The organism is Flavicella sp. IMCC45537 (assembly GCF_057197705.1).
Map to the genome: position 1 here is coordinate 3,159,826 of NZ_CM170067.1, position 21,118 is coordinate 3,180,943.

Annotated in this window: 18 protein-coding genes and 1 tRNA gene; 12 read left to right on the forward strand and 7 right to left on the reverse strand. The window is 32.8% G+C overall.

Annotated features, from left to right (window positions below; genetic code table 11):
- The first annotated feature begins 88 nt into the window (after positions 1-88).
- The 4 genes from AC2DGP_RS12720 (at position 89) to AC2DGP_RS12735 (ending at position 7,621) form a co-directional block, all read left to right on the forward strand.
- Positions 89-1,291, forward strand: a complete 1,203-nt coding sequence (locus tag AC2DGP_RS12720) for a T9SS type A sorting domain-containing protein (protein WP_484490440.1) — start codon at positions 89-91, stop codon at positions 1,289-1,291.
- Between the two features lie 155 nt (positions 1,292-1,446).
- A complete protein-coding gene (locus AC2DGP_RS12725; RefSeq protein ID WP_484490441.1) occupies positions 1,447-2,643 on the forward strand; it encodes a T9SS type A sorting domain-containing protein in 1,197 nt (398 codons plus the stop codon).
- A gap of 151 nt (positions 2,644-2,794) precedes the next feature.
- On the forward strand, positions 2,795-3,628 hold the full coding sequence (locus tag AC2DGP_RS12730) for an alpha/beta hydrolase (protein WP_484490442.1): 834 nt from the start codon (positions 2,795-2,797) through the stop codon (positions 3,626-3,628).
- Between the two features lie 48 nt (positions 3,629-3,676).
- The gene (locus tag AC2DGP_RS12735; RefSeq protein WP_484490443.1) at positions 3,677-7,621 is read left to right on the forward strand and encodes a T9SS type A sorting domain-containing protein; all 3,945 of its coding nucleotides are present in this window, start codon (positions 3,677-3,679) and stop codon (positions 7,619-7,621) included.
- A gap of 50 nt (positions 7,622-7,671) precedes the next feature.
- Here the strand turns inward: AC2DGP_RS12735 and AC2DGP_RS12740 are convergent, their stop codons facing one another.
- Together AC2DGP_RS12740 and AC2DGP_RS12745 are read right to left on the reverse strand one after the other, a co-directional pair.
- Complete coding sequence (locus AC2DGP_RS12740) at positions 7,672-9,117, reverse strand: sulfatase (protein WP_484490444.1); 1,446 nt, start codon at positions 9,115-9,117, stop codon at positions 7,672-7,674.
- Between the two features lie 92 nt (positions 9,118-9,209).
- Positions 9,210-9,836: a CPBP family intramembrane glutamic endopeptidase gene (locus tag AC2DGP_RS12745; RefSeq protein WP_484490445.1), complete on the reverse strand. Its 627-nt coding sequence runs from the start codon at positions 9,834-9,836 to the stop codon at positions 9,210-9,212.
- Between the two features lie 250 nt (positions 9,837-10,086).
- On the opposite strand from AC2DGP_RS12745, the gene AC2DGP_RS12750 reads away from it, so the two are divergent.
- The 6 genes from AC2DGP_RS12750 (at position 10,087) to AC2DGP_RS12775 (ending at position 13,912) form a co-directional block, all read left to right on the forward strand.
- On the forward strand, positions 10,087-10,485 hold the full coding sequence (locus AC2DGP_RS12750; protein WP_484490446.1) for a hypothetical protein: 399 nt from the start codon (positions 10,087-10,089) through the stop codon (positions 10,483-10,485).
- Between the two features lie 523 nt (positions 10,486-11,008).
- Positions 11,009-11,401 (forward strand): hypothetical protein, encoded by a 393-nt coding sequence (locus AC2DGP_RS12755; RefSeq protein WP_484490447.1) that lies wholly within the window; start codon positions 11,009-11,011, stop codon positions 11,399-11,401.
- Between the two features lie 129 nt (positions 11,402-11,530).
- Positions 11,531-11,929, forward strand: coding sequence for a T9SS type A sorting domain-containing protein (locus AC2DGP_RS12760; RefSeq protein ID WP_484490448.1), 399 nt, complete (start codon positions 11,531-11,533; stop codon positions 11,927-11,929).
- 108 nt (positions 11,930-12,037) lie between these two features.
- Positions 12,038-12,883 (forward strand): helix-turn-helix domain-containing protein, encoded by an 846-nt coding sequence (locus AC2DGP_RS12765; RefSeq protein ID WP_484490449.1) that lies wholly within the window; start codon positions 12,038-12,040, stop codon positions 12,881-12,883.
- A gap of 82 nt (positions 12,884-12,965) precedes the next feature.
- Positions 12,966-13,520, forward strand: coding sequence for a carboxymuconolactone decarboxylase family protein (locus tag AC2DGP_RS12770; protein WP_484490450.1), 555 nt, complete (start codon positions 12,966-12,968; stop codon positions 13,518-13,520).
- 23 nt (positions 13,521-13,543) lie between these two features.
- Complete coding sequence (locus AC2DGP_RS12775) at positions 13,544-13,912, forward strand: cupredoxin domain-containing protein (RefSeq protein ID WP_484490451.1); 369 nt, start codon at positions 13,544-13,546, stop codon at positions 13,910-13,912.
- Between the two features lie 49 nt (positions 13,913-13,961).
- Here AC2DGP_RS12775 and AC2DGP_RS12780 read toward each other — a convergent pair whose 3' ends face one another.
- Genes AC2DGP_RS12780 through AC2DGP_RS12790 form a run of 3 tightly spaced genes read right to left on the reverse strand, consistent with a single transcriptional unit; the run spans position 13,962 to position 18,542 of the window.
- Positions 13,962-15,500, reverse strand: coding sequence for a sulfatase family protein (locus tag AC2DGP_RS12780; RefSeq protein ID WP_484490452.1), 1,539 nt, complete (start codon positions 15,498-15,500; stop codon positions 13,962-13,964).
- A 6-nt stretch (positions 15,501-15,506) separates the two neighbouring features.
- A complete protein-coding gene (locus AC2DGP_RS12785; protein WP_484490453.1) occupies positions 15,507-17,003 on the reverse strand; it encodes a sulfatase family protein in 1,497 nt (498 codons plus the stop codon).
- Between the two features lie 9 nt (positions 17,004-17,012).
- Positions 17,013-18,542, reverse strand: a complete 1,530-nt coding sequence (locus AC2DGP_RS12790; RefSeq protein ID WP_484490454.1) for a sulfatase family protein — start codon at positions 18,540-18,542, stop codon at positions 17,013-17,015.
- Between the two features lie 260 nt (positions 18,543-18,802).
- On the opposite strand from AC2DGP_RS12790, the gene AC2DGP_RS12795 reads away from it, so the two are divergent.
- Complete coding sequence (locus tag AC2DGP_RS12795) at positions 18,803-19,330, forward strand: hypothetical protein (protein WP_484490455.1); 528 nt, start codon at positions 18,803-18,805, stop codon at positions 19,328-19,330.
- Positions 19,331-19,406: 76 nt separating this feature from the next.
- Here AC2DGP_RS12795 and AC2DGP_RS12800 read toward each other — a convergent pair.
- A tRNA-Leu gene (locus AC2DGP_RS12800) sits at positions 19,407-19,492 on the reverse strand.
- A 206-nt stretch (positions 19,493-19,698) separates the two neighbouring features.
- On the opposite strand from AC2DGP_RS12800, the gene AC2DGP_RS12805 reads away from it, so the two are divergent.
- On the forward strand, positions 19,699-20,052 hold the full coding sequence (locus AC2DGP_RS12805; protein ID WP_484490456.1) for a hypothetical protein: 354 nt from the start codon (positions 19,699-19,701) through the stop codon (positions 20,050-20,052).
- 4 nt (positions 20,053-20,056) lie between these two features.
- On the opposite strand, the gene AC2DGP_RS12810 is transcribed toward AC2DGP_RS12805, so the two are convergent.
- On the reverse strand, positions 20,057-20,914 hold the full coding sequence (locus AC2DGP_RS12810) for a cupin-like domain-containing protein (RefSeq protein WP_484490457.1): 858 nt from the start codon (positions 20,912-20,914) through the stop codon (positions 20,057-20,059).
- Between the last annotated feature and the right edge of the window lie 204 nt (positions 20,915-21,118).

Genomic DNA, 21,118 nt, shown 5'->3' on the forward strand with positions numbered 1-21,118 from the left:
ACCATATCGGACATTAATGAAACCTGATAGTCATATTTGAAGTCTAATTTTGAAATATCAAATCAACTAATTATTAAATATTACTATCATGAAAAAAATTACACTTTTACTTTTATTAATGACCTCTTTGTTAGGGCATGCACAAATATCAAATGGAACGTTTGATTCTGATATTTCTGGATGGGTTATGCAGAATACTCCAACAGTATTTGAACATGATAATACTCTTGGGAACCCAGGAGGTTCTTTTAAGATTACAACTGCGAATGCTACGAACACAGGAATTAAATCATCACCAAATTCGGCAATAGCAGCTGGAGATTATATCATGAAATTTCAAGTTTATGGTACGGCGGGTGATAAAGTTCAAGCAGCTTATTATCAGGCTGCTAATGGAACTGTTACAGGGTTAACATATACCATCCAACAAACAGGTCAATGGGAAGATTATTCTACAACCTTTACAGGTTTAAATGCTGAAAATGTAAATGTGAGAATTATTGGAAAAACAGCTGAATCAACTTATAATTTAGATAATGTCACTTTTGAAATGGCAAATACAGAAAATGGTTATGTCTCAAATGGTGATTTTGAAACGGGTAGTTTAGCTAATTGGACGCATACAGTTGATACCGAATCTTCAATGGGGTCTGTAGCTGGTTATAATAGCTCTGCAGCAGCAGCGGGATTGACTTTTTCTGTAGCACAAACTTTAGTTACATATATTGATAACGATGTGTATGATTTTGGAGAGACTGTTTATCCAGATAATATCAATGTAAATTTATATGTTAAAACTTCAGATATTAACGTGAATTTTCAGATTGTTTTTAAACTATTTGATGCCAATGATATTAATTTAGGTTCCTTGACAACAGGTTCTTCAAACGCAACTGGTGTAAATTGGGAGCCATTGTCTTTTAATAAAACTAATGATATTGGAGGTTTTAACAAGATTCAAGTTCGTGTAAAGATTAAGGATGGTGCTCCTTTAAATGGAACAGTTGCTGTAGATGACGTGGTTTCTAGTTTTTCTTATGTTACTTTAGGACTAAATAACTCTCAAAAACAAAATATATCATTAAACTTATATCCTAATCCAGTACAGAACGTTCTTAATATTACCTCAGAGGTTGCTCAGATTTCTGTTTATGATATCTTGGGTCAGCCAGTTCTTTCCTTTTCAAATGTTAGTAAAGTAGATACTTCAAGCTTAAAAAGTGGGTCGTATATTGCTAGAATTACAACACTAGAGGGGGAGATTGTTACGAAAAGATTTTTTAAGAAGTAGGAATTACTTCTAGTATAAAAAAGCATCACCATTTGGTGATGCTTTTTTTGTTTTGACCGAAAACAAACCTATTCTGACACTTATGAGACCTTTAAAAAGCAGATTCCTATTAGTTTTGAAGAGTAAACTAAACAATTAATTAAAACCAATATATCATGAAAAAAATTACACTAATTTTATTATCAATAGTTGCTTTTAATAGTAACGCTCAACTTTCGAATGGAGGTTTTGATACCGATGCCAGTGATTGGACGGGTCAAAATAGTGCTTCAATTTCATATGCCGGAGCAGAAGGGCAACCTGCTGGTGCTTTGTTTGTTGAATCTGCTTCTTCAACAACTTCAGGAGCAAAAGCATCAAGTTTTGCTGTTGCAAATGCTGGAGACTATATTGTTAAGTTTGATGTAAAAGGAGATGATGGAAGTAAAGTTCAAGTTCAAATTTGGCAATCAGGTCCTGGTACTACAACAGGACTTACTTATACACTTTCAGGAACAGGTTGGCAGCAAGTATCATCTACAATAAAAGGTGTGTTAAACTCAACGAATGTTAGTTTAAGAATAATCTCTAAAACAGCAGATAAAGATTTCTATATTGATAATGTAACTTTTCAAGAAGCTACAACTGAAGATATGTATGTGAGCAATGGGGATTTTGAAAATGCTTTGACAGATTGGTCTCATAATACAACAACAGATTCAAGTATAGGAACCGTTGTAGGTAATGGCGGTGGAACTGGAGCTGCCTTAACTTTTAGTCAAGATCAAACTGTTGTTACCTATTTTGATAACGCAGTGTATGATTTTGGTAAAGAAGTTTCTACGGATAATATTGAAATTACCTTTGATGCAAAGTCAACAAATGCCTCTGTTCAATATCAAGCTGTTTTTAAATTGTTTGATGATGAAGATAACACATTAGGGTCTTTGTCTTCTGGTACTACAACAATTTCTGCTGATGGTAACTGGCATTCAATATATTTTAACAAACCCAATACCATTATACCATTTTCTAAAATTCAAGTTAGAATTAAAATTAAGTCAGGTGCTGTTTTAAATGATGTGGTTTCAATTGATAATGTAACCTCAAATTTGTCTTATGTTACTTTAGGTCTTAATAATGGTCCAAGACAAGATTTATCGGTGGATGTATATCCGAATCCAGTTCATGATGTGTTGCATATTTCAAAGGAAGTTGCTGTTGTTGAATTGTATAATGTTTTAGGACAGCATATTGAAACCTATCAAAATACCAATGCTATAGAGACTTCAAATTTGCAGAGTGGAAGTTATATAATTAAGCTTGTTGCAGAAGATGGACGTAGTGCCTCTAAAAGAGTATTCAAACAATAATATAAGTTTCATAACCTATAAAGTAGCACCGTATCATGCGGTGCTTCTTTTGTTTTTGACTTATTTCAAACCCTTGTTGACAATGTTTAGACCTTCTCTGAATACTTGCTTGCTAACTTTGAGTAAACTTAAACCCCATAAAATTTTTAATATGAAAATCATCTCTAAATTAATTTTCTTTTGCTTCTGTGTCACAGGAATGGCGCAACTAAAAATTCCTGAAATCAAACCTGAAGTGTTAGTTTACAAAACGGTGGATTCTATTCCGCTGCATTTATATATTTATAAACCTGAAAATTTTGATGCTAGTAAAGTTTATAATTGTATGGTTTTCTTTCATGGTGGAGGATGGAACGGAGGAAATTATAAAGCTTTTAAAAGACAGTCTTCTTATTTAGCGAGTAGAGGAATGATTGCGATTTCTGTTGAGTATAGAATTTTTAATGAGCATAAAACAAGTCCCTTTGAAGCAGTTAATGATGCAAAATCAGCCATTAGGTATGTACGTGAAAATGCAGAGAAACTTCATGTGAATCCAGCTAAAATTGCCTCAGGAGGTGGTTCTGCAGGTGGGCATTTGGCAGCTGCCTGTGGTAATGTGGAAGGATTGGAAGAAGTTGGTGAAAACCTTTCGATAAGTTCAGTTCCAAATGCCTTGGTATTATTTAATCCTGTATATGATAATAGTAAAAATGGCTATGGGTATGGGAAAGTAAAAGAGCGCTACAAAGAAATCTCTCCTTTGCATAATATTTCTAAAGGAGCCCCTCCAACGATTGTGTTCTTTGGAACCAAAGATAAAACTACACCTGTGAGTTCCTCTTTGGAGTTTGAGAAAAGGATGAAAGCTGTTGGCAGTAGATGTGACTTAATTTTATATGAAGATCAACCACATTCATTTTTTAATAAAAGTCCATATTTTGAGAAAACTGTTATTGCGATGGACGAATTTTTAGTCTCGTTAGGATACTTATCGAAAAAATAAATCAAACTACTTAGAACGATATCGTTTAAACTAACCACACTTAACTAAATGAAACTTACCAAATATATATTTATGCTTTTTATGGTGCTTTCTAGCACTACAAATGCAAGTTCAATTGCTGATTTAATTCCAGACAATACAGCAACCCATACCGCTGTAAAATCCGGTTCTTGGTTCACACCTTCAACCTGGAGTACGAATACGGTGCCAACCTCTGGGGCTATTGTTGTAATTCCATCAGCATACAGTGTTACTTATGAACAAAGTTCTGAGGAGCATATTTTTGCCATTAAAGTACATGGTACCTTTACAATGTCGCAAACAAATAGTGCAGCAACTACTAAATTAATAGTCGATACCTTTAATGGTACTATGATGTCTAAGATCTATATTCATGCCAATGAAACTACAGATGGGGATATAGATATTGTATTCAAACCTTTCGATATTGAACAGCATAAAAATGACGTAGAGAAAATTTATGATTTAGATTGGAATTCAAATGCAAAATCACATTTTTCTGATGAACAATTACATTATAAAGTAACCTATAAATTAACTACAACGGGAAACGTTGATCGATTTGATACTGCCGCAGAAGGAAATGCGAATACTACATTGTCAGAACATTCATCTGTTGCAATCGATGATGGTCCGGGAGTATATGGACGTTCAAGTTGGGATGCAGAACAGCTTTCTTTAGGACTTGCAACGATGGGACAAATTCAGGTACTTGGAAAAACAAAAACAACAAAAGTGAAATTGGCATCTGATGCGGCGAAAGCACAGAAAACTGTCAATTTGGAGTTTGCTCCAGAAGGTTGGGAAGTCGGTGATGAACTGGTTATTACAAGCGGCGGAAACATAGATACAGCTTCTCGTGGGGTAGATCAAAAAACTATAGGTACATTAAACGGTACTGTATTAAATACTGCTGCGAATATCAATTTTAACCATGAAGGTAATGCTTTACAAGAATTGCATTGTTATGTAGGAAATCTATCTAGAAATATAACTTTTTCGTCAGCAGATATTTCAGAGGTTTCAAGAAGAGGTCATGTAATGGCAATGCACAACCCATTGGATGTTCAGTTTCGATATGCTCTTTTTAAGAATTTAGGAAGAACAGATAAGTCCAGAGTTGCAGATGATTTTTTGTATGATATGTGGTTGGAACCAAAAGTTTTTACTTCTAAACTGTCAGCGTTAGGACAAGAGTGTATGCAGTTAAAAAAAGCAGATGCTAATAAAATTACAAACAGTAGAGGTAGGTATTCTATTCATTTACACAGGACAGGTGCTACTAATGGAACCAATGCAGCACATGTAGAAGGAAATGTTGTTTGGGGAAATCCAGGATGGGGAATTACGCATCATGATTCTCACGCTGAGATTGATGATAATATAGTTTATGAAGTGGCAGGTGCGGGTATCGTTTCTGAAGCTGGAAATGAAACTGGTTTTTGGGATGATAATTTGTTGGTTAAAATAACAAAAGCAAGACCCGGAACTGAGGATGCTTATACACCTGTAGAAGGGGAGAATTATTTTGATCCTGATTTTTATCATTCTGCATTGTTTTACGATGACTATTTGTTTAGAGGAGAGGGATTAGGAATGAGAGGTCGTGCCGTTGTTTGCAGAAATAATGTAATAACAGATTCTAATTTTGGAATTGGGGTTACAAATATCAATCCAGTATTAACGAATCTTCATAGGGTAGATCCTGCTGCTTTAGCAGAGCTTAGACCAAGCCATCAGGTAAATCATTTTCCGTTGGATGTGGATGGATTAAGTATAGAAGAAGATGGAGTAATGCCGGTTGAGGTTGCATTAATAGTGGAAAATACGGAGGTTATAAATACTTATAATGCAATGAACTCAATAGAAAGAGATATGGCTGTAAATCATGAGTCTAGATCTGTGTTTGATGGATTTAAATCATGGGGATGTAACATTGGACTTCAGTTAACCTATCAAGCGGATTATTCATTTAAAGATGTTTATATATCTGGTAAAAATGAAAATTCACGAGCTATAGATTTGTGGAAACATTCTTCTAATCATTCTTTTGAAAATATCAAAATTGAAAATTGTGCAGCAGCAATAAGGGTATCCAAAGTTGTTGGATTAGGAACAGACTATCTTAATTTAAAGACTAGGAATAATGGATTTACACAATGGAGTTTTATCAATTATAGTGAGAGTAATGTAACAGAACATTATGAAATTGAGTTAGATACTGATGGAGGAACTTATAATTATACTGAACATTGCGATAATATAGTTTATTTAGATACTGAAGATGTTATGAGTACAAGACCTTTGGCATTTACCGTTACAGAAGAGGCTGATTTAGAAATCGACATAGCAGGCAATGATTTTAGATTTGAAGTGGATGGTTATATTTCTGACGCAATTGGGTTTTATAATTATGGAATTAAATCAGCATGGGCCCAAGGATCTTTAAGATTTGATTACCCTCAGCGAATTTATGAATTTGCATCTCAGGTAAAACTAGAAGAGTACCTGACAAAAAATGGAGTATATAAAGATGCTGCTAATGGAGATCAATTGTATTTTATTATCGAAGAGTCCGTTCCAGATAGAGTGTCATTTGAGTATAAAACAGTACCAATACGCGTGCAAATTTTAAATCCACCTAATACGGTACCCTATACAAATGCTACCTATGAAAGTGCAATAGCTTTATTACCTCAAACGCAAATAATAAGTTTAGGAAAAACAGTGAGTCAAAGTTCTACTGCTACTGATCAGACCTTTGAAGGAGTTACAATTGAAACCCCTGCATCAAAAGCAATTGATGGTAATATAAATGGAAGGTTGCATGCTCAATTTTATCAAAAAGGGTTGGTTCCTGTTGGGTCTTCTGCATATACAAATATAGAATCTGAGCCATGGTGGGATTTGGATTTAGGTGAGAATTTTGATATTGAATCTTTCGAAATTTGGGGTACTCAAAAAATGAATGGAGCGAATAAGGGAACGGTATCAGATGATTTTAAAAACTTTTATGTTTTGATTGATGATGAGCCTTTTGGAGATGTTGATTTAGCAACTGCCAAATCAAACGCTTTGGCGTATTATTATAGAGGAACCACAGGATCTAGGTTGTTTTCCAATGTTAATGTAGGAACTAAGGCGAGATATATTCGTGTTATGGGAGAAGGTTCTAGAAGGTTAAGTTTGGCAGAAGTTAGTGTTTTAGGAAAAAAGGAAGGAGATAGGTATTGTGATATTTTAGAAGAAGGAGGAATTGTAGTGAATGGCGATTTTGAATGTGATTTTGATTCAAATTGGGATTTTGCTGTTTCAGGAATAGCTGAAGCAATAAATTTTGATGGAGCTTCGGAGTCGTATGAAGGAGATCATAGTTATGGAGTTAATGTTACAACAGGAGATGGACATAACAAAGTTTCTTTAAAAAACACCATTTATTACAGTAGTTTAAAGGATAAAACACTTCGAATAAAAAGTTATGCAAAATCACCAAACGCTGGAGCCACGTTTAGATATCAAGTTTCTGTCAAAAATACTCAAGGAGTAGTAACAAATAAAACCTCACCTGTAATGAATTTAGGAAGTGATTATGCATTGTTTGAATATGATATAGATATGGATGAAGATACCCAAGAAGTACAATTAAAAATTAATCTTGGAAAAGATCCAGGAACCTATTATTTCGATAATGTAACCGGGATAATCGATGATCCTTTGTCTGTTCCGCTTGAGAAGAATGTTAGTCAGAAATTTTCATTTTATCCTAATCCTGCACAGGATAGACTGTTTCTTAAAAATTATGAGGGTTTAGAAGCGTTAGCCATTGTGAACACCACAGGACAAATCGTTAAAAAATATAGAATAACGAGCAATGAAATATCTTTAACGGGTTTACAAGAAGGTGTGTATTTGCTTCTAGTAACCACCAAGGAAGGTATTCAGTTTACCAAAAAGCTGGTAGTTTTAAATTAAAATGATTGTATGTATATTGAAAGAAGCCTAGGCAGAAACCTAGGCTTTTTTTATTCTGAAATTTGATGTTTAAAATTCTGATGCAGCAGTGTACTTAATTCTTGAATTTTACTTTTGAATTTTGGATTGTTGGCAATATTAATATTTTCGTCAGGGTCTTCACGATGATCAAATAATGTTTTAGCAATGGTAACATTGGTTTTTGTATTGATATACTCTGTATAACTGAAGGATTTTGTTTTTAAGGTAAATCCATTTCCTTTTTTAGTAAAAACAAAAGTTTTATTAGTTGTGGTGTTGTTCTTTAATATAGGGTAAAAACTTTTCCCGTCTAATTGATTTTGTGGAGGATTGATGCCGCAAATCTCTATTAGTGTTGGATATAAATCAACCAATTCAACCAAATTATCAACTGTTTTATTTTTAGTTTGGGGTATTTTTATGATTAGCGGTACTTGCGACGTTAATTTATGATTGGTGAATTTTGCCCATTCACCGTGCTCTTCAAGTAAATATCCGTGATCAGATACTAAAATAACGATAGTGTTTTTTTTAAGGTCAAGTGCTTTTAATTGTTTGAGAATTTTTCCAATTAGAGCATCAACATAACTAACGGTGGCATAATACCCATGTATCAGTTGCAATGAAGTTTGGCTGTCAACAGGTCCTTTTTTAGGGATGTTTTGATAAGCTCTTAATTCATAAAAATTACCTACTGCGATATTAGGTATGTTTTTTTGTTTAAAGTTGTTATAAGGGTGTTTGATGTCTTCATTTTGGTATAAGTTCCAGTAAGTATCCGGAGCATTGAAAGGCAAATGATTTGATATAAATCCTGCGGTAAGAAAAAATGGCTTTTTGGAGTTTTTTAGTTTTTTTAGATCTCTTAAAACTTTTTGAGTCATTTTTCCATCTATGTAAGTTGAATCATGAACAGTGGCTTTCTCATATGCGGGGCCGTTGCCAGTATTTTTATAGATGTTTTTGTTTTTAGTAGTTTGATAGTCCTTCCAAATCGATTGCCAGTATTCAGTTGGACTTAGGTTATTGGTGTTTTTATCAAAAGCATAAGGTCTGTAAATTTCGTCCCAATCATCTGTATTGTCATCTAAATGATGGTATATTTTTCCGTTGGAAATGGTTGTGTAACCTGCTTTCTTAAATAATTTAGGAAGACTTATTGCGCTAGGAACTTCTTTGGAAGCAAAAGTATTATAATTTAAAAACCTATGAGAAGTTGGGTACATTCCAGTAAGCATACTTGCTCTTGAGGCTCCGCATACAGGAACGTTGCAATAGGCATTTTTAAAAAGTATACCCTCAGAGGCAAGAGCATCAATATTTGGAGAGCTTATATGTTTACTGCCATAACAACTAAGTTCAGGACGTAAATCATCCATATACAATAACAAGACATTTTGCTTTGTTTTGGGTTGAGCGATGGTAAGCTGGAAAAACCAGATAAATGCCAAATTGAATAAAACTGAATAACGCATAGAGTTGAATTAATGATTGTTACCCAAAAATATAGACAAACAAACTTAATAGGGTTTTCTCATTGTCGATATGGGTTTCATAAGCAACAAAATTATGGAACAGGAAAGCCTAATGCAGCTCCAAATCCTACTGTATAAAGCCAACAGCCATAAATCGCATGTTCTAAAGATACTAGCCATAAGGATCGGGTTTTTGCATAGGTAAATGCGAATACAAGACCACCGATAAAAGTAATTCCACTCACTAATATGTTATTAAAAAAAATATGACCCAATGAAAATACCATCGCATTAGAAATGATTAGCACCGTGGGATTGGGGAATAATATCTTATATCTACTAAAATAAAAACTTCGATAAATTATTTCTTGTGGAATCACTGAAAGAAAAGAATAGATAGCGATAAAGGTAATCCACATTTTTGGATTGGCACGGATTACATTAAATAGATTCTCTGGACGCGTGGTTTTTAAATAAACAATGGTTATGAAACTTAGAGCCAAAAAATTTATACCAATTTTAAGGCCAAGTTTTTTTTGGTAAGTGATCGAAGGGCTTTTTAGGAAAGGGTATTTGGATTTTATTAAATAGGTAATTAAAAAAATAAAAAAGAATAGTCCTAAACCAATTTTTATAAAAATAGGATAGTCAAAACAAAATGAAATAGGAAGAAGAATGAATAAAAGTAAATATTCAATTGCCAATAATAATTTATTCATAGTTTTTTACTTTTTTGACTTATTAAAAGTAACAATTTTGTTCTGTTTAAAAGGGTTTTTAATAGAGTTTCCTCCAAAACTGATTTTTGGTAGTTTGGAGTTTGACAAACAGCAATAAAATATTTGATTTTAACCTATTAATTATATGTTTTTGTAGTAGGGGTTAAAATAGTACATATTGTAGGCAAATTCGACAAGTTGTTTTTTTTAGAATGCCTCTATATTTGAGGTATAATTAAAACAAATAATTATGAAAAACACAATTAAAAAATTAATGGCAATGAGCATGCTGCTAGTGGGACTAGTTGCAACTGCTGAGAATGTAGATCCGAAACCAGTAATGGAAGTAACGTCTGTAAATGCAGACAGATTTGTGGTATTTGTTGAAGAATTAGAAGGTACAATGGTTATTCAAATAAAAGATGATATGGGAGTGTCCATGTATAGAGAAAAGGTTAAAAGTGGTGCTACTTATAAAAAGATGTATGATCTTTCAACAATACCTGAGGGTACTTACTACTTAAAAATTGTTGATGATGTTCATAGTAAGATTTATTCTATTGAAAAAAAATATGATCGTTTGGAAGTAAAAGTAAACTTTGAATCTCCTAAGATTGATAAAAAAGTACTCGCAATATTAATGGATTAAAAATACGTTTAGTTTAGTTTAGTTTAATTTGGTAAAGAGGGACAACAGTGTTGGGTTGTCCCTTTTTTATGTTTTAGGGTTTTTGAATATGTTTACTATTGTAATTTTTTCTACAAGAACAAATGAAAAATAGTAATAATAGTAATGAATTTAAAAAAGGGGTTAAATAAGTTTGGAAGTAGGGAGGTCATTAATTGGTTTCCCTTTTTTGTTTTGTAATATATCTCTCCAAAAAGATTGGTTATCAAGTTCATTTAAGTGATGATAGTGGTGAATTTTATTTTTTTTCTCCAAAATGTGTAGTCAAATTTTCAAACTATTACTGTCCGAAAGATTTCTAAAAATCACAACCTGCTTATTCATAGGTTTTGTGCTGATTTAATATTTAAAAATGTTTGTTTTTACCCTGTTTTTTTGTTGTTTTTATGTTTTATGTTAAAATAAAACATATTTGTGACAATAATCATGTGTTGCTTAGCATTAAACCCTTGTATCTTTGAAGTATAATTGAAAACAGAAAATTATGAAAAACACAATTAGAACAGTAATCGTAATGAGCATTCTATTAGTGGGAGTACTGGTAAATGCAAAGAATGTGGACCCGAAACCAGCAATGAAAGTACAGTCTGTAAATGCAGAAAAATTTACATTTTCAATGAAAGAAGTGAAAAGTGAAGGCTTACTTCTTATAAAAGATGCATATGGATTTGTAATTTATTTTGAAGATATGAAAGCCGGCACTAAGTTGCAAAAAACATATAATATTTCTAGCCTTCCAGCAGGTATATATTATTTAGAAATTATTGCAGACGGTTATTCTAAAGAATACTCAGTGAAGAAAACGTACAATGAATTATCAGTGAAAATTGATATTCCTACTTATAATATGAATGAAAAAATGTTAGCAGTATTGTAGTTTTAAAAAGAGGTTTAGTTTAGATAAAGGGAGGTCAGTTTATGATCTCCCTCTTTTTTTCTAAAAATTAGGGTTTTTGAATGTATTTAACGCTATCATAAATGAAAGCAATTTAAAAACAATTATATCATGAAAAATTTTATCGTAAAAACCATTGGAATTGGCATCTTGCTGTTGGGAGTAGCAGTAAATGCAAACACTATTGAGCCGTCTGAGACTGTAAGAGTAAGAACAATTGATGTTGATCATGTTTCATTAGCAACTGTACCCATTGAACACAAAACTAAAATTCAAATAAAAGATACCGAGGGTGTTGTTTTGTATGACGAAGAGTTGGAGGTTGGCAACACGTATAGAAAAAAGTTAGATATGACAGAGTTGCCTTCGGGCGTTTATTATTTAAAAGTAGTGGATGGACAAAATGTAACTGTTTACAAAGTTGAAAAGGGATATGAATCTTTAGAAATAGATAAAAAATACGCATCTCCTACTATAGATCAAGATATGCTGAGCATTTTAAAAGATTAATGAGTTTAATATGCAAGAAAAAGGAATCCTTTCGGATTCCTTTTTTTGTATTCGTAATGAACTTAAATAAATTCGACTTAGATATGGAAAGATTATAATTTGATTTTTATGAAATTTATTGGTTCTACAGAGGAGTATTTACATCTGGAAATTGTTACATCCGATACGTGTTCTGTATTAAAGGAAGTTGTAGAAAGTAGTTTGACCATTCTATGGTTTCAAAAAGATGAAAACCATATTAAAATTGATGGAAAACAGTATGTGTTTCAAAAAAATCAAATTTTGTACCTAACTGAATTTCATAAGGTAGAAGTAGCGAAAATTGATGAAATAAGATTTTTAAGATTCAATAGGCCTTTTTATTGTATTCTTGATCATGATATTGAGGTGAGTTGCAAAGGCGCTTTGTTTTTTGGAGCATCACAACTTCCTGTTATTACCATAAAAGGTAAAGAATTAGATAAGTTTGAAACTTTATGGAAAATGTTTTTAATTGAAATGGAGGAAAATGATAGTCTTCAAATTGATATGCTGCAAATGATGTTAAAACGTTATTTAATTTTAGGAACTCGTATATACAAGCAAAAAGAAAAGTATCCAGATTTGATTGAGAATTCTGATATAGTAAGAGAATTTAATTTTTTAGTTGAAAAAAATTTTAAAACAAAACACAGTGTAGCAGATTATGCTGCATTATTATTTAAGTCACCAAAAACGCTCTCAAATATTTTTGCAAAAATGGGAGCTAAAACTCCCTTGCGCTATATACACGATAGGAAGTTGTTAGAGTCTAGGAGAATGTTGATCTATACGGATCTAACAGTTAAAGAAATTTCATATGATTTGGGGTTTATGGATATACAATCTTTTAGTAGATTTTTTAAAAAATATGAGGGAGTTTCACCCACAGAATATAAGGAAAAACAGCACTTGGGAAAAATTGCTAACTCCTAGGGAATTTTGACCAACTTCTAAAATAGGATAGCGTCGCATCTTTGCAGTGTAAATAATTAATAACAATTAAAAAACTATAAAGATGTCACAATTTAACGTACCAACTAGGGAGGAAGTATCTCCAAAGAATCAAGAAATATTTGACTCCTTAAAATCAAAATTAGGCTTTGTTCCGAACCTTTATGCATACTATGCTAAAAGCGAAACTGCCTTGGCGGATTATTTAAGTTTTCAAAACAGAAAAACTTCATTAAAAGCAAAAGAAAAAGAAGTCATTAATTTAGTAGTAAGTCAAATAAATAACTGTAAATATTGTTTGTCTGCACATACTGTAATTGGTAAAATGAATGGATTTGATGAGAATCAAATTCTTGAGATTAGAAGTGGTTCTGCTTCTTTTGATGCCAAGTTAGATGTTTTAGCAAAAACAGCAAAAGCGATTGCGGAGCATAAAGGAAGAATTGACGCTGCGCAAAAGGCGGCATTTTTTAACGTTGGGTATACAGAGGAGAATTTAATTGATCTGGTCGTTGTTGTGGGAGATAAAACAATCAGTAATTATATTCATAATCTAGCTGATTTCCCGATTGATTTCCCGGTAGCTCAAGAATTAGTAAAAGAATCATTAGTATCATAAATAACATAAAAAAAAGTAATATCATGAAAAAATATATCCTATTCAGTTTCATAGCAGTTGTAAGTTTATTCTCAAACAATAGTGCTGCTCAAAAAGCTAAAACCGTTAAATTAGAACAAACCACCGGAGATTTTTCTGTGCATGGATTGGTCTTATCTGAAGGAGATTACATCTTTGAAATTGCAAATAACGGAGTAGATCACGAGGTAGGTTTTGTAATTGCACCTGAAGGTAAAACAGATCAAGCACATCATATCAAGGAAGCATATGTAAAAGAAACTATAAAAAACGGTAAGGTGTCAGAAACTTCTGTTGTTACTTTAACTAAAGGGAAGTATGTGTATTTCTGTCCTTTGAATCCAACGCCACAATATACCATTGAGGTTAAATAAATGGTATTAAAAAAAAAGAGTTTCTGTAGCTTATCAGAAACTCTTTTTTTTAATGTTTTTTCTTCTTTGAATTGGCTTTTAACATTTCGGCATAAGTACCGGTTAAAAATATTTGTTTGGATTTTGTAGAAGCATGCCTGTCAAATAATATTCCATATTTCTGATAATGATTGTCCTGAGTTGCTTCTTTTTGAATTTTTTTCAGTTGTTTGTCGTATAATGAGCGCATTTTTTTGAGCTGATTTTTATAGTCAGGATCTTTTGCTTTGTTGGTCATTTCTAAACGATTTTTTCCAATGTAGTAAAGCTCTTCTGTAGGGTTCATATGTTTGTCTCCGTATTGCCAATAGATATATTTCCAATCCTTGGTAACAACAGACATGGCCTGTATTTCATCATTCCCCCACATGTTAGCAAGTGCCATGGATTCTCTTTTAAATTTTTTTGGTTTTTCAATGAGTGTTTGAAGCTGTTCACCATCCATGGTTTTTAAAGGCTTTAATCCTGCATAATTTAAAATAGTAGGGGCCATATCAATATTTCCAGTAACAATTTCTCTTTGTATTCCTCTTTGGTTTTGAGGACTTCTTGGATCAAAAATTATCAAGGGAGATTTAGAGGCCTCCTCATAAGGAAGCACTTTTCCGGCCAAACCATGAGCGCCACAACTATAACCATTATCGCTTGTAAAAATGATAATTGTATTGTCTGCCAGACCTTGTTCTTCTAAGGCTTTTCTAATCATTCCCAAGGCATAGTCTACCCCATGAATTAATTGATTGTATTTAGTGATTGCAGTTTGATAGCTCGTGTCAGAATCTCTCCAGAAATTATAGCTGTTGTATTGCCTTCCTGATTTTGCTTGAGGAGAGAGATGTGCCGCATTTTCTTTACCGTAATTTTTTGGTTTTTGATATTCTTTTCCTTTGTATACGTAATCAAAATAAGAATCTGGCGTAAACGGCAAGTGGGGAGCTTTAAAGCTGATGGACATACAAAACGGTTTGTTGGTTTTTTTTGCTTCAATCATAAAATCTTTGGCCCAAGCGCCGTATGCACGTGTACTATGTGGGTGTTTTTTAGCATATTTGGCAATATGCACGTTTTTTTCGGTTTTATAATTGGTTTGACCGAGTCCACCTGCCCAAACATCATAGGAATCGGTTGGTAAAACATCCCATGATTTGTCATCCCAGCTATCTCCATCAGACACTGCCATTCCGAATTTTCCGGCAAACCCCGTGAAATATCCTGCTTCTCTTAGTAAAACAGGGTATGATTTTTGAAATTTTTTTGTACGAAGCGGGCCGTGCATAAAATTGCAACCTGTTTTGTATTCATACATACCGGTTAATATGATTGCTCTACTTGCCATACAGATTGCAGTGGTATTGTAGTGATTTTTGAATAATACCCCCTCTTGCGCTAATCTATCCATATTCGGGGTCAATACTTGGTCATTCCCATAACAGCCCGTTGCAATACTTGTTTGATCATCGGATAATAGAAAAATAATATTAGGTCTTTTTTGAGCCGTAAGTTGAACTGTCACAAAAACGATACATAATTTTAGAATTGTATTTTTCATATGCTGTTATTCTTTTACTTCATATTGTTTGCGTAATTTTTTCAATTCTTTTTTTAGTTGAGAAATTACTTTTTTCATAGAATTATCGCTATAAATATTGTTCATTTCAGAAGGGTCAGCAATTAAATCATAAAGTTCCCATTCCTCACCATTCGGTACATCTTCTCCGTAAAAACGAATTAGTTTGTGTTGTTTTGTAGAGACACCTTCATGTCGTCTTACGGCGTGTGATCCAGGATATTCATAGTAATGGTAGTATAACGATTTTCTCCATTTTTTAGGAGTTTTTCCATTCATCAAAGGAACAAGACTTTTACCTTGCATTTCTTTGGGAATTTTTATGTCAGCAATATCTAAGAAGGTTTCTGCAAAATCTATATTTTGAACCAGATCAGTATTGATGCTTCCTGGTTTAATAGTGCCTGGCCATTTTACGATTAAGGGCGTTCTAAAAGATTCTTCATACATAAATCTCTTATCAAACCAGCCATGTTCTCCCATATAGAAGCCTTGATCAGAAGAGTACATTACAACCGTATTTTTATCCAATCCAGATGCTTTTAGATATGCTAAAACTCTTCCTATATTTTCATCAACACTCCAAATGCAACGCAGATAATCTTTAAGATAAATTTGATATTTTAATCGAGTTAATTCTTGTCCGCTTAAGTTGAGGTTTTTATATTTTTCTAACCTAGCATCAAAACGATCGTCAATACCTTGTTTTTTATGCCATTCTTTTTCTAGAGGAGCCATTTTTAAATCTCTATCTAGCGTCATGTCATGTAAAATACTCAAAGTTTGTTTGTGTGCAGCAGTAGTTCTAGTGGTATAATCATCGTGTAGGTTTGCTGGTTCAGGAATTTCAATTCCCTCGTAAAGTTTCATATGTTCTCTTTTAGGCACCCAAGGTCTATGAGGTGCTTTATGGTGTAGCATTAACATAAATGGTTTCTCTTTATGTCTTTTGTTTTGCAGCCAATCTAGAGATTTGTCCGTGATAATATCGGTAGTGTATCCTTGGTATTTATTTTCACCTTCCTCTGATTTTAGAACAGGATTTACATAAGAACCCTGACCAATTAAAACCTCCCAATAATTAAATCCTTGCATGTCACCATCGAGATGTATTTTTCCAATCATGGCTGTTTCATAGCCATTTTTTCTTAGTGTCTTTTGAAATTGATCTTGATCATGATTGAATACAACCTTTTTAGTGTTATTGTATTTACCATGCATATGGCTCATTTTCCCTGTAAGTAAGGTAGCTCTGCTGGGTGCACAGATAGAGTTTTCTACGTAGCATTTGTCAAACCTCATACCTTCATTTGCTAGTTTGTCAATGTTTGGTGTAGGGTTGAGCGCAGCTAAATGTCCACCATAGGCACCAATGGTTTGATAAGAATGATCATCAGAGAAAATCCAGATGATGTTTGGCTTTTCGTTTTGAGCAGTACTCAAACAAAATTTTGTCAAAAAAATAAAAAATATTGTAAGTCTCATAGTTAGGAATTAAAAGTGATTACCAGTTGGTTTTTTACCATCTCTAGTATCATTGTATTTTTTTAATAAGTAGTTTACTTTTCTTTGGTATCTTTTGTTAGAGATAAGGTTTAATTCTTCATGTTCTCTAACATTATTATTCAAATTGAACAGGGCAACAGGAGTTCTGGTTTGATCCGTTTTATCTTTTTTGTCAAATTGGATAATTAACTTCCAGCCGTTTTCAATAATCATAGTTTGTTTTGCGGACCCTCCTTGAAGCATCACATAGGGATGGGTTTTGGCTTTTTTATTTTGTTGTAAAATAGGTAGTAAATTATATGAATCGATTGCCTGATCATCTTCTAGTTTTATTCCTGCAATTGCTGCGATGGTTGCAGAAATATCTAGTCCTAATACAGGTTTGTTAGTTTGTGCGTTTCCTTTTATTCCTTTTGGCCAAGAAACGATGAATGGAACACGACTACCTCCTTCATAAGGATCATTTTTGCAACCTCTGTAAATATCACTAGGTTCGTGTCTTGCATTCCAGGTATCTCCATCTATATGTAAGCCTCCATTGTCAGAGGTGAAGATAAATACTGTGTTTTCATAAATTCCTTGTTTTTTAAGTTCTTGAACTAACATTCCCATCTGAACATCAAGTTCTTTAATCATGTCCATATGTTTTGAAGGAGTTGTACCTGCGATTTTGATGCCGTTAAGTTCGTCGGCAGGTGTGTGTGGACTGTGTACTGCTTGCGAACAATAGTACATAAAGAAAGGTTTGTCCTCTTTCGCTTTTTTAGAAATATAAGATACCGCTTTGTTAGCTAAAAGTGGACCTATTAATTTAGGGTTCCATTTTGAATCCCCTAGGCCTTGGTTTTTGTTAAGTTTTAGGCCGAGGTTTTCCATATACATTTTATTAATAATTCCAATTTGTGAATCTTTATACAAAGGGAACCATTGGTCGTTTTCATAAACTGCATAGGGTACATTTTGAATTCCCGACGGGAGGGTAAAGCTATAGTCAAACCCATTTTGCATTGGTCCACCTCCAATAATTTTTTCAATGTTTAAATCAAGGTCAATTTTATTTTTGTTTCTGGTTCTATAAGGTTCGTTTGCATTGGAATATTTTCCGAAATCTGTTCCCAAATGCCATTTTCCGATAAATGCAGTCTGGTAAGCTGCTTTTTTCATCAGTCTTCCGAGAGTTAATGTTTCAGGTGTAAACACGTTTTCTGCATATCCACTCCATACACCCCATGGTAACGGGCTTCTATAGTTATGATTTCCTGTCATAATCGCATATCTTGAGGTTGCACATAAAGCAGCTGGAGCGTGAGCATTTGTGAAAAACATTCCTTCTGTTGCTAATTGATCAATGTTTGGTGTCTCTATTTTGATGGCATCTGAATGTAGACTCCTGTATTTTGAAATATCACCAGACCCAACATCATCTGCAAGAACAACAATAATATTTGGCGATTTTTGAGCAGATACTTGAATACTCATGCATAGCATAGGAAGTATTAGGATAAAGATTTTTTTCACAATAGTATTGTTTTAATATTTTCTTTAGCAAGATACAGTTCGTCCTTTGAAAAGAGTTGCTACGCATCTAACAAAAACTAAAACATAACGTGTTGATGCTAGAACAAATGTTCAAATTATAGTATGAGTATAGTGTTTTGCTATGTTTTTAGTGATTGTTAAAATCAAAGTCCTAAAAAAGTTTGAAAAATTTGATTTTTAATTAGGGGTTTTCGGGAGGTTTTACACTGTTACTAATAACAACTAAAAAACATAAAAAGATGAAATACCTAAGAATTAAATTTTATTTAGTAATGCTAATGCTTTTTGTTTTAGCATCATGTGGAAAAAAAGAAACAATGGAAGAGTCTAGAAATGGCATCCATATTAACGGAACATTTCACAAATTTGAAACGTTGTGGATTCATGATGAAAATACAGAAAATAATACGGCAAGTGATATTGGATTTAGATTTTTTAATATATCGGATTCTAAAATTCAAAGTGGCAATGAGGTAACCGGTGTAACGCAATTGTATTTTGATATTTTAGATACAAGTTTGAAACAAAAGATGTATTCTAATGTTTTGGATTATAAACTTGAAGTAAATGGTAGGCTTAAAGATTTGAAATATTCAAATGGAACAGTTTTGTTGTTTGATGAAGATCTTGAGTTGAATGCGACTAGCACCACGGTAAGCATTGAAAAAATCTCAGACAATCAAATAGAGCTTAATTTTTCTTTTGTTAGAAAAGATGGGAAGACTTATTCAGGCTACTATAAAGGAAAGTTTGTAAATAAGCATTGAGTTATCCTTTTTTTATGGGAAAACAAAATAGTTTCTAAAATAAAAAAACCTCCTAACAAAATGTTAGGAGGTTTAGTACTCGAGATGGGACTTGAACCCATACGGACCTTACAGTCCACTGGATTTTAAGTCCAGCGTGTCTACCAATTCCACCACTCGAGCGAGTGATTTAATTCGGGTGCAAATATATAACATTTGTTTCATATAAAAGCTTTTTGAGTGTAAAAAATATTTAATTTTTTTTACCCCTCAAATTAAGTACAATTGAAAAGGATAGAATCTGAGAAATTATCTTTTTGCTAACTTTTGTTGGAACTTAAATCTAATGTATTAGTTTTGTGAAGGAAACCTAGTTTTATAAATGTCTTATGAAAAAATATTTATTTCTTACCATACTTTTTTTTGCAGGATTAACGCAATCTGTTCAAGCAAGATCAAAGCCTACATTGACATTTAAAGAAGGAGCATCACATATTATTTTATTAAAAGCCTCGGCGGTAAATAATGCCATCCAAGTTGTTTTTCAAAATGGTGAGGGAGGACTTTTATTTACTGAAACTCTTGCAAAAGGCTATTCGTATAAAAAAAATTACAACTTATCAGATTTTTCTGATGGTGTATTTTATGTAAAAATAGTTGAAGTGAAAAATGTTCAATTTTTTAAGGTAGAAAAAGGTGAGCAAAATAAAATCACTGAAATTGATAAGCTACCTTTCGAATAGTGGATTAGACTTTTGCGTAAGATTTTTTTTCAGCATGATTGTTTTTCCAAGCAATCCATTTCTCTCCCATGGTACGTCGCATTATATTTTCTACGGGCATCATTACAGCAATATTGTAAACGGCTTTGGCTAAGTATTTCGGTGTTTTGGGGATACTTCTTAAACTCATAGAAAAACCAGGTGTGATATATTTCATATAATGCCAGTAACCTTCAGGTATATAAAGCATGTCACCATGCTCTAAATTTGCAATATGTCCCTTTGCATTTTTTAGTTCTGGCCATTTCTCAGTATCGGGATTAGAGAAATCAATATCACTATGAGTTCTTAACGTATTGGGTAGTTTGTATAGATATTTCGATTGTTCTTGGTCAAATAAAATACATTGTTTTTGACCTTCAAAATGAAAGTGAAAAATATTGGCTAGGTCTATATCATAATGCATATAGGTATATGATTTATAACCGCCAAAAAATAGAGTAGGCAAACTTTTTAAGAAAGAAATTCCTAAATCAGGATATTCAAAGTCCTTTTGAAGTGAAGGGATTTCTTTTAAAATATTCCATAAAAATATACGAAAATCAGTAGGTTTTTCTTTTAATAAGTCTACGTATTCATTCATTTTCATATAGGCATGGGGCTGATTGAATTTTTTAGCCTCAATAGGTCTACTGTCATGCAGAGGAACTTGTTTGTCTCCTGCAATTTCTTTCATATAATCGAGATTCCATTTTTTATACGCAGGCCAGTCTTTTGAAAATTTCTTTACCACAACAGGTCGTTGTTTTTTAAGATAATTTTCTACAAATTCTTTTTTTGTGATTTCTTCTATAACTGGAATTTTTTCAAGATGTAACTTCATGAAATGCGTAGTTTTTGGGAATTCTGTAATAGGCTATAAAGTTACCTTTTTTTTGAATAAAATCAAGAACATTCTGTTTGGGAAATTACTGCAGTTCCTTAAATTTTCAAGATTTTTGATTTTTTGAAACTTAGGGAGTATGAATTTTTGTGTTTTAAAAAACCGACTCTTAATGTAATGCAAGTGTTTTCTGTGTTAACTAAA

Bases quoted from the DNA above. Each gene is read 5' to 3' on its own strand.
- AC2DGP_RS12740 (WP_484490444.1), bottom strand. From the start codon at position 9,117: ATGCGTTATTCAGTTTTATTCAATTTGGCATTTATCTGGTTTTTCCAG.
- AC2DGP_RS12780 (WP_484490452.1), bottom strand. From the start codon at position 15,500: ATGAAAAATACAATTCTAAAATTATGTATCGTTTTTGTGACAGTTCAA.
- AC2DGP_RS12755 (WP_484490447.1), top strand. From the start codon at position 11,009: ATGAAAAACACAATTAGAACAGTAATCGTAATGAGCATTCTATTAGTG.
- AC2DGP_RS12735 (WP_484490443.1), top strand. From the start codon at position 3,677: ATGAAACTTACCAAATATATATTTATGCTTTTTATGGTGCTTTCTAGC.
- AC2DGP_RS12785 (WP_484490453.1), bottom strand. From the start codon at position 17,003: ATGAGACTTACAATATTTTTTATTTTTTTGACAAAATTTTGTTTGAGT.
- AC2DGP_RS12760 (WP_484490448.1), top strand. From the start codon at position 11,531: ATGAAAAATTTTATCGTAAAAACCATTGGAATTGGCATCTTGCTGTTG.
- AC2DGP_RS12765 (WP_484490449.1), top strand. From the start codon at position 12,038: ATGAAATTTATTGGTTCTACAGAGGAGTATTTACATCTGGAAATTGTT.
- AC2DGP_RS12730 (WP_484490442.1), top strand. From the start codon at position 2,795: ATGAAAATCATCTCTAAATTAATTTTCTTTTGCTTCTGTGTCACAGGA.
- AC2DGP_RS12750 (WP_484490446.1), top strand. From the start codon at position 10,087: ATGAAAAACACAATTAAAAAATTAATGGCAATGAGCATGCTGCTAGTG.
- AC2DGP_RS12725 (WP_484490441.1), top strand. From the start codon at position 1,447: ATGAAAAAAATTACACTAATTTTATTATCAATAGTTGCTTTTAATAGT.
- AC2DGP_RS12720 (WP_484490440.1), top strand. From the start codon at position 89: ATGAAAAAAATTACACTTTTACTTTTATTAATGACCTCTTTGTTAGGG.
- AC2DGP_RS12745 (WP_484490445.1), bottom strand. From the start codon at position 9,836: ATGAATAAATTATTATTGGCAATTGAATATTTACTTTTATTCATTCTT.
- AC2DGP_RS12805 (WP_484490456.1), top strand. From the start codon at position 19,699: ATGAAAAAATATTTATTTCTTACCATACTTTTTTTTGCAGGATTAACG.
- AC2DGP_RS12775 (WP_484490451.1), top strand. From the start codon at position 13,544: ATGAAAAAATATATCCTATTCAGTTTCATAGCAGTTGTAAGTTTATTC.
- AC2DGP_RS12795 (WP_484490455.1), top strand. From the start codon at position 18,803: ATGAAATACCTAAGAATTAAATTTTATTTAGTAATGCTAATGCTTTTT.
- AC2DGP_RS12770 (WP_484490450.1), top strand. From the start codon at position 12,966: ATGTCACAATTTAACGTACCAACTAGGGAGGAAGTATCTCCAAAGAAT.
- AC2DGP_RS12810 (WP_484490457.1), bottom strand. From the start codon at position 20,914: ATGAAGTTACATCTTGAAAAAATTCCAGTTATAGAAGAAATCACAAAA.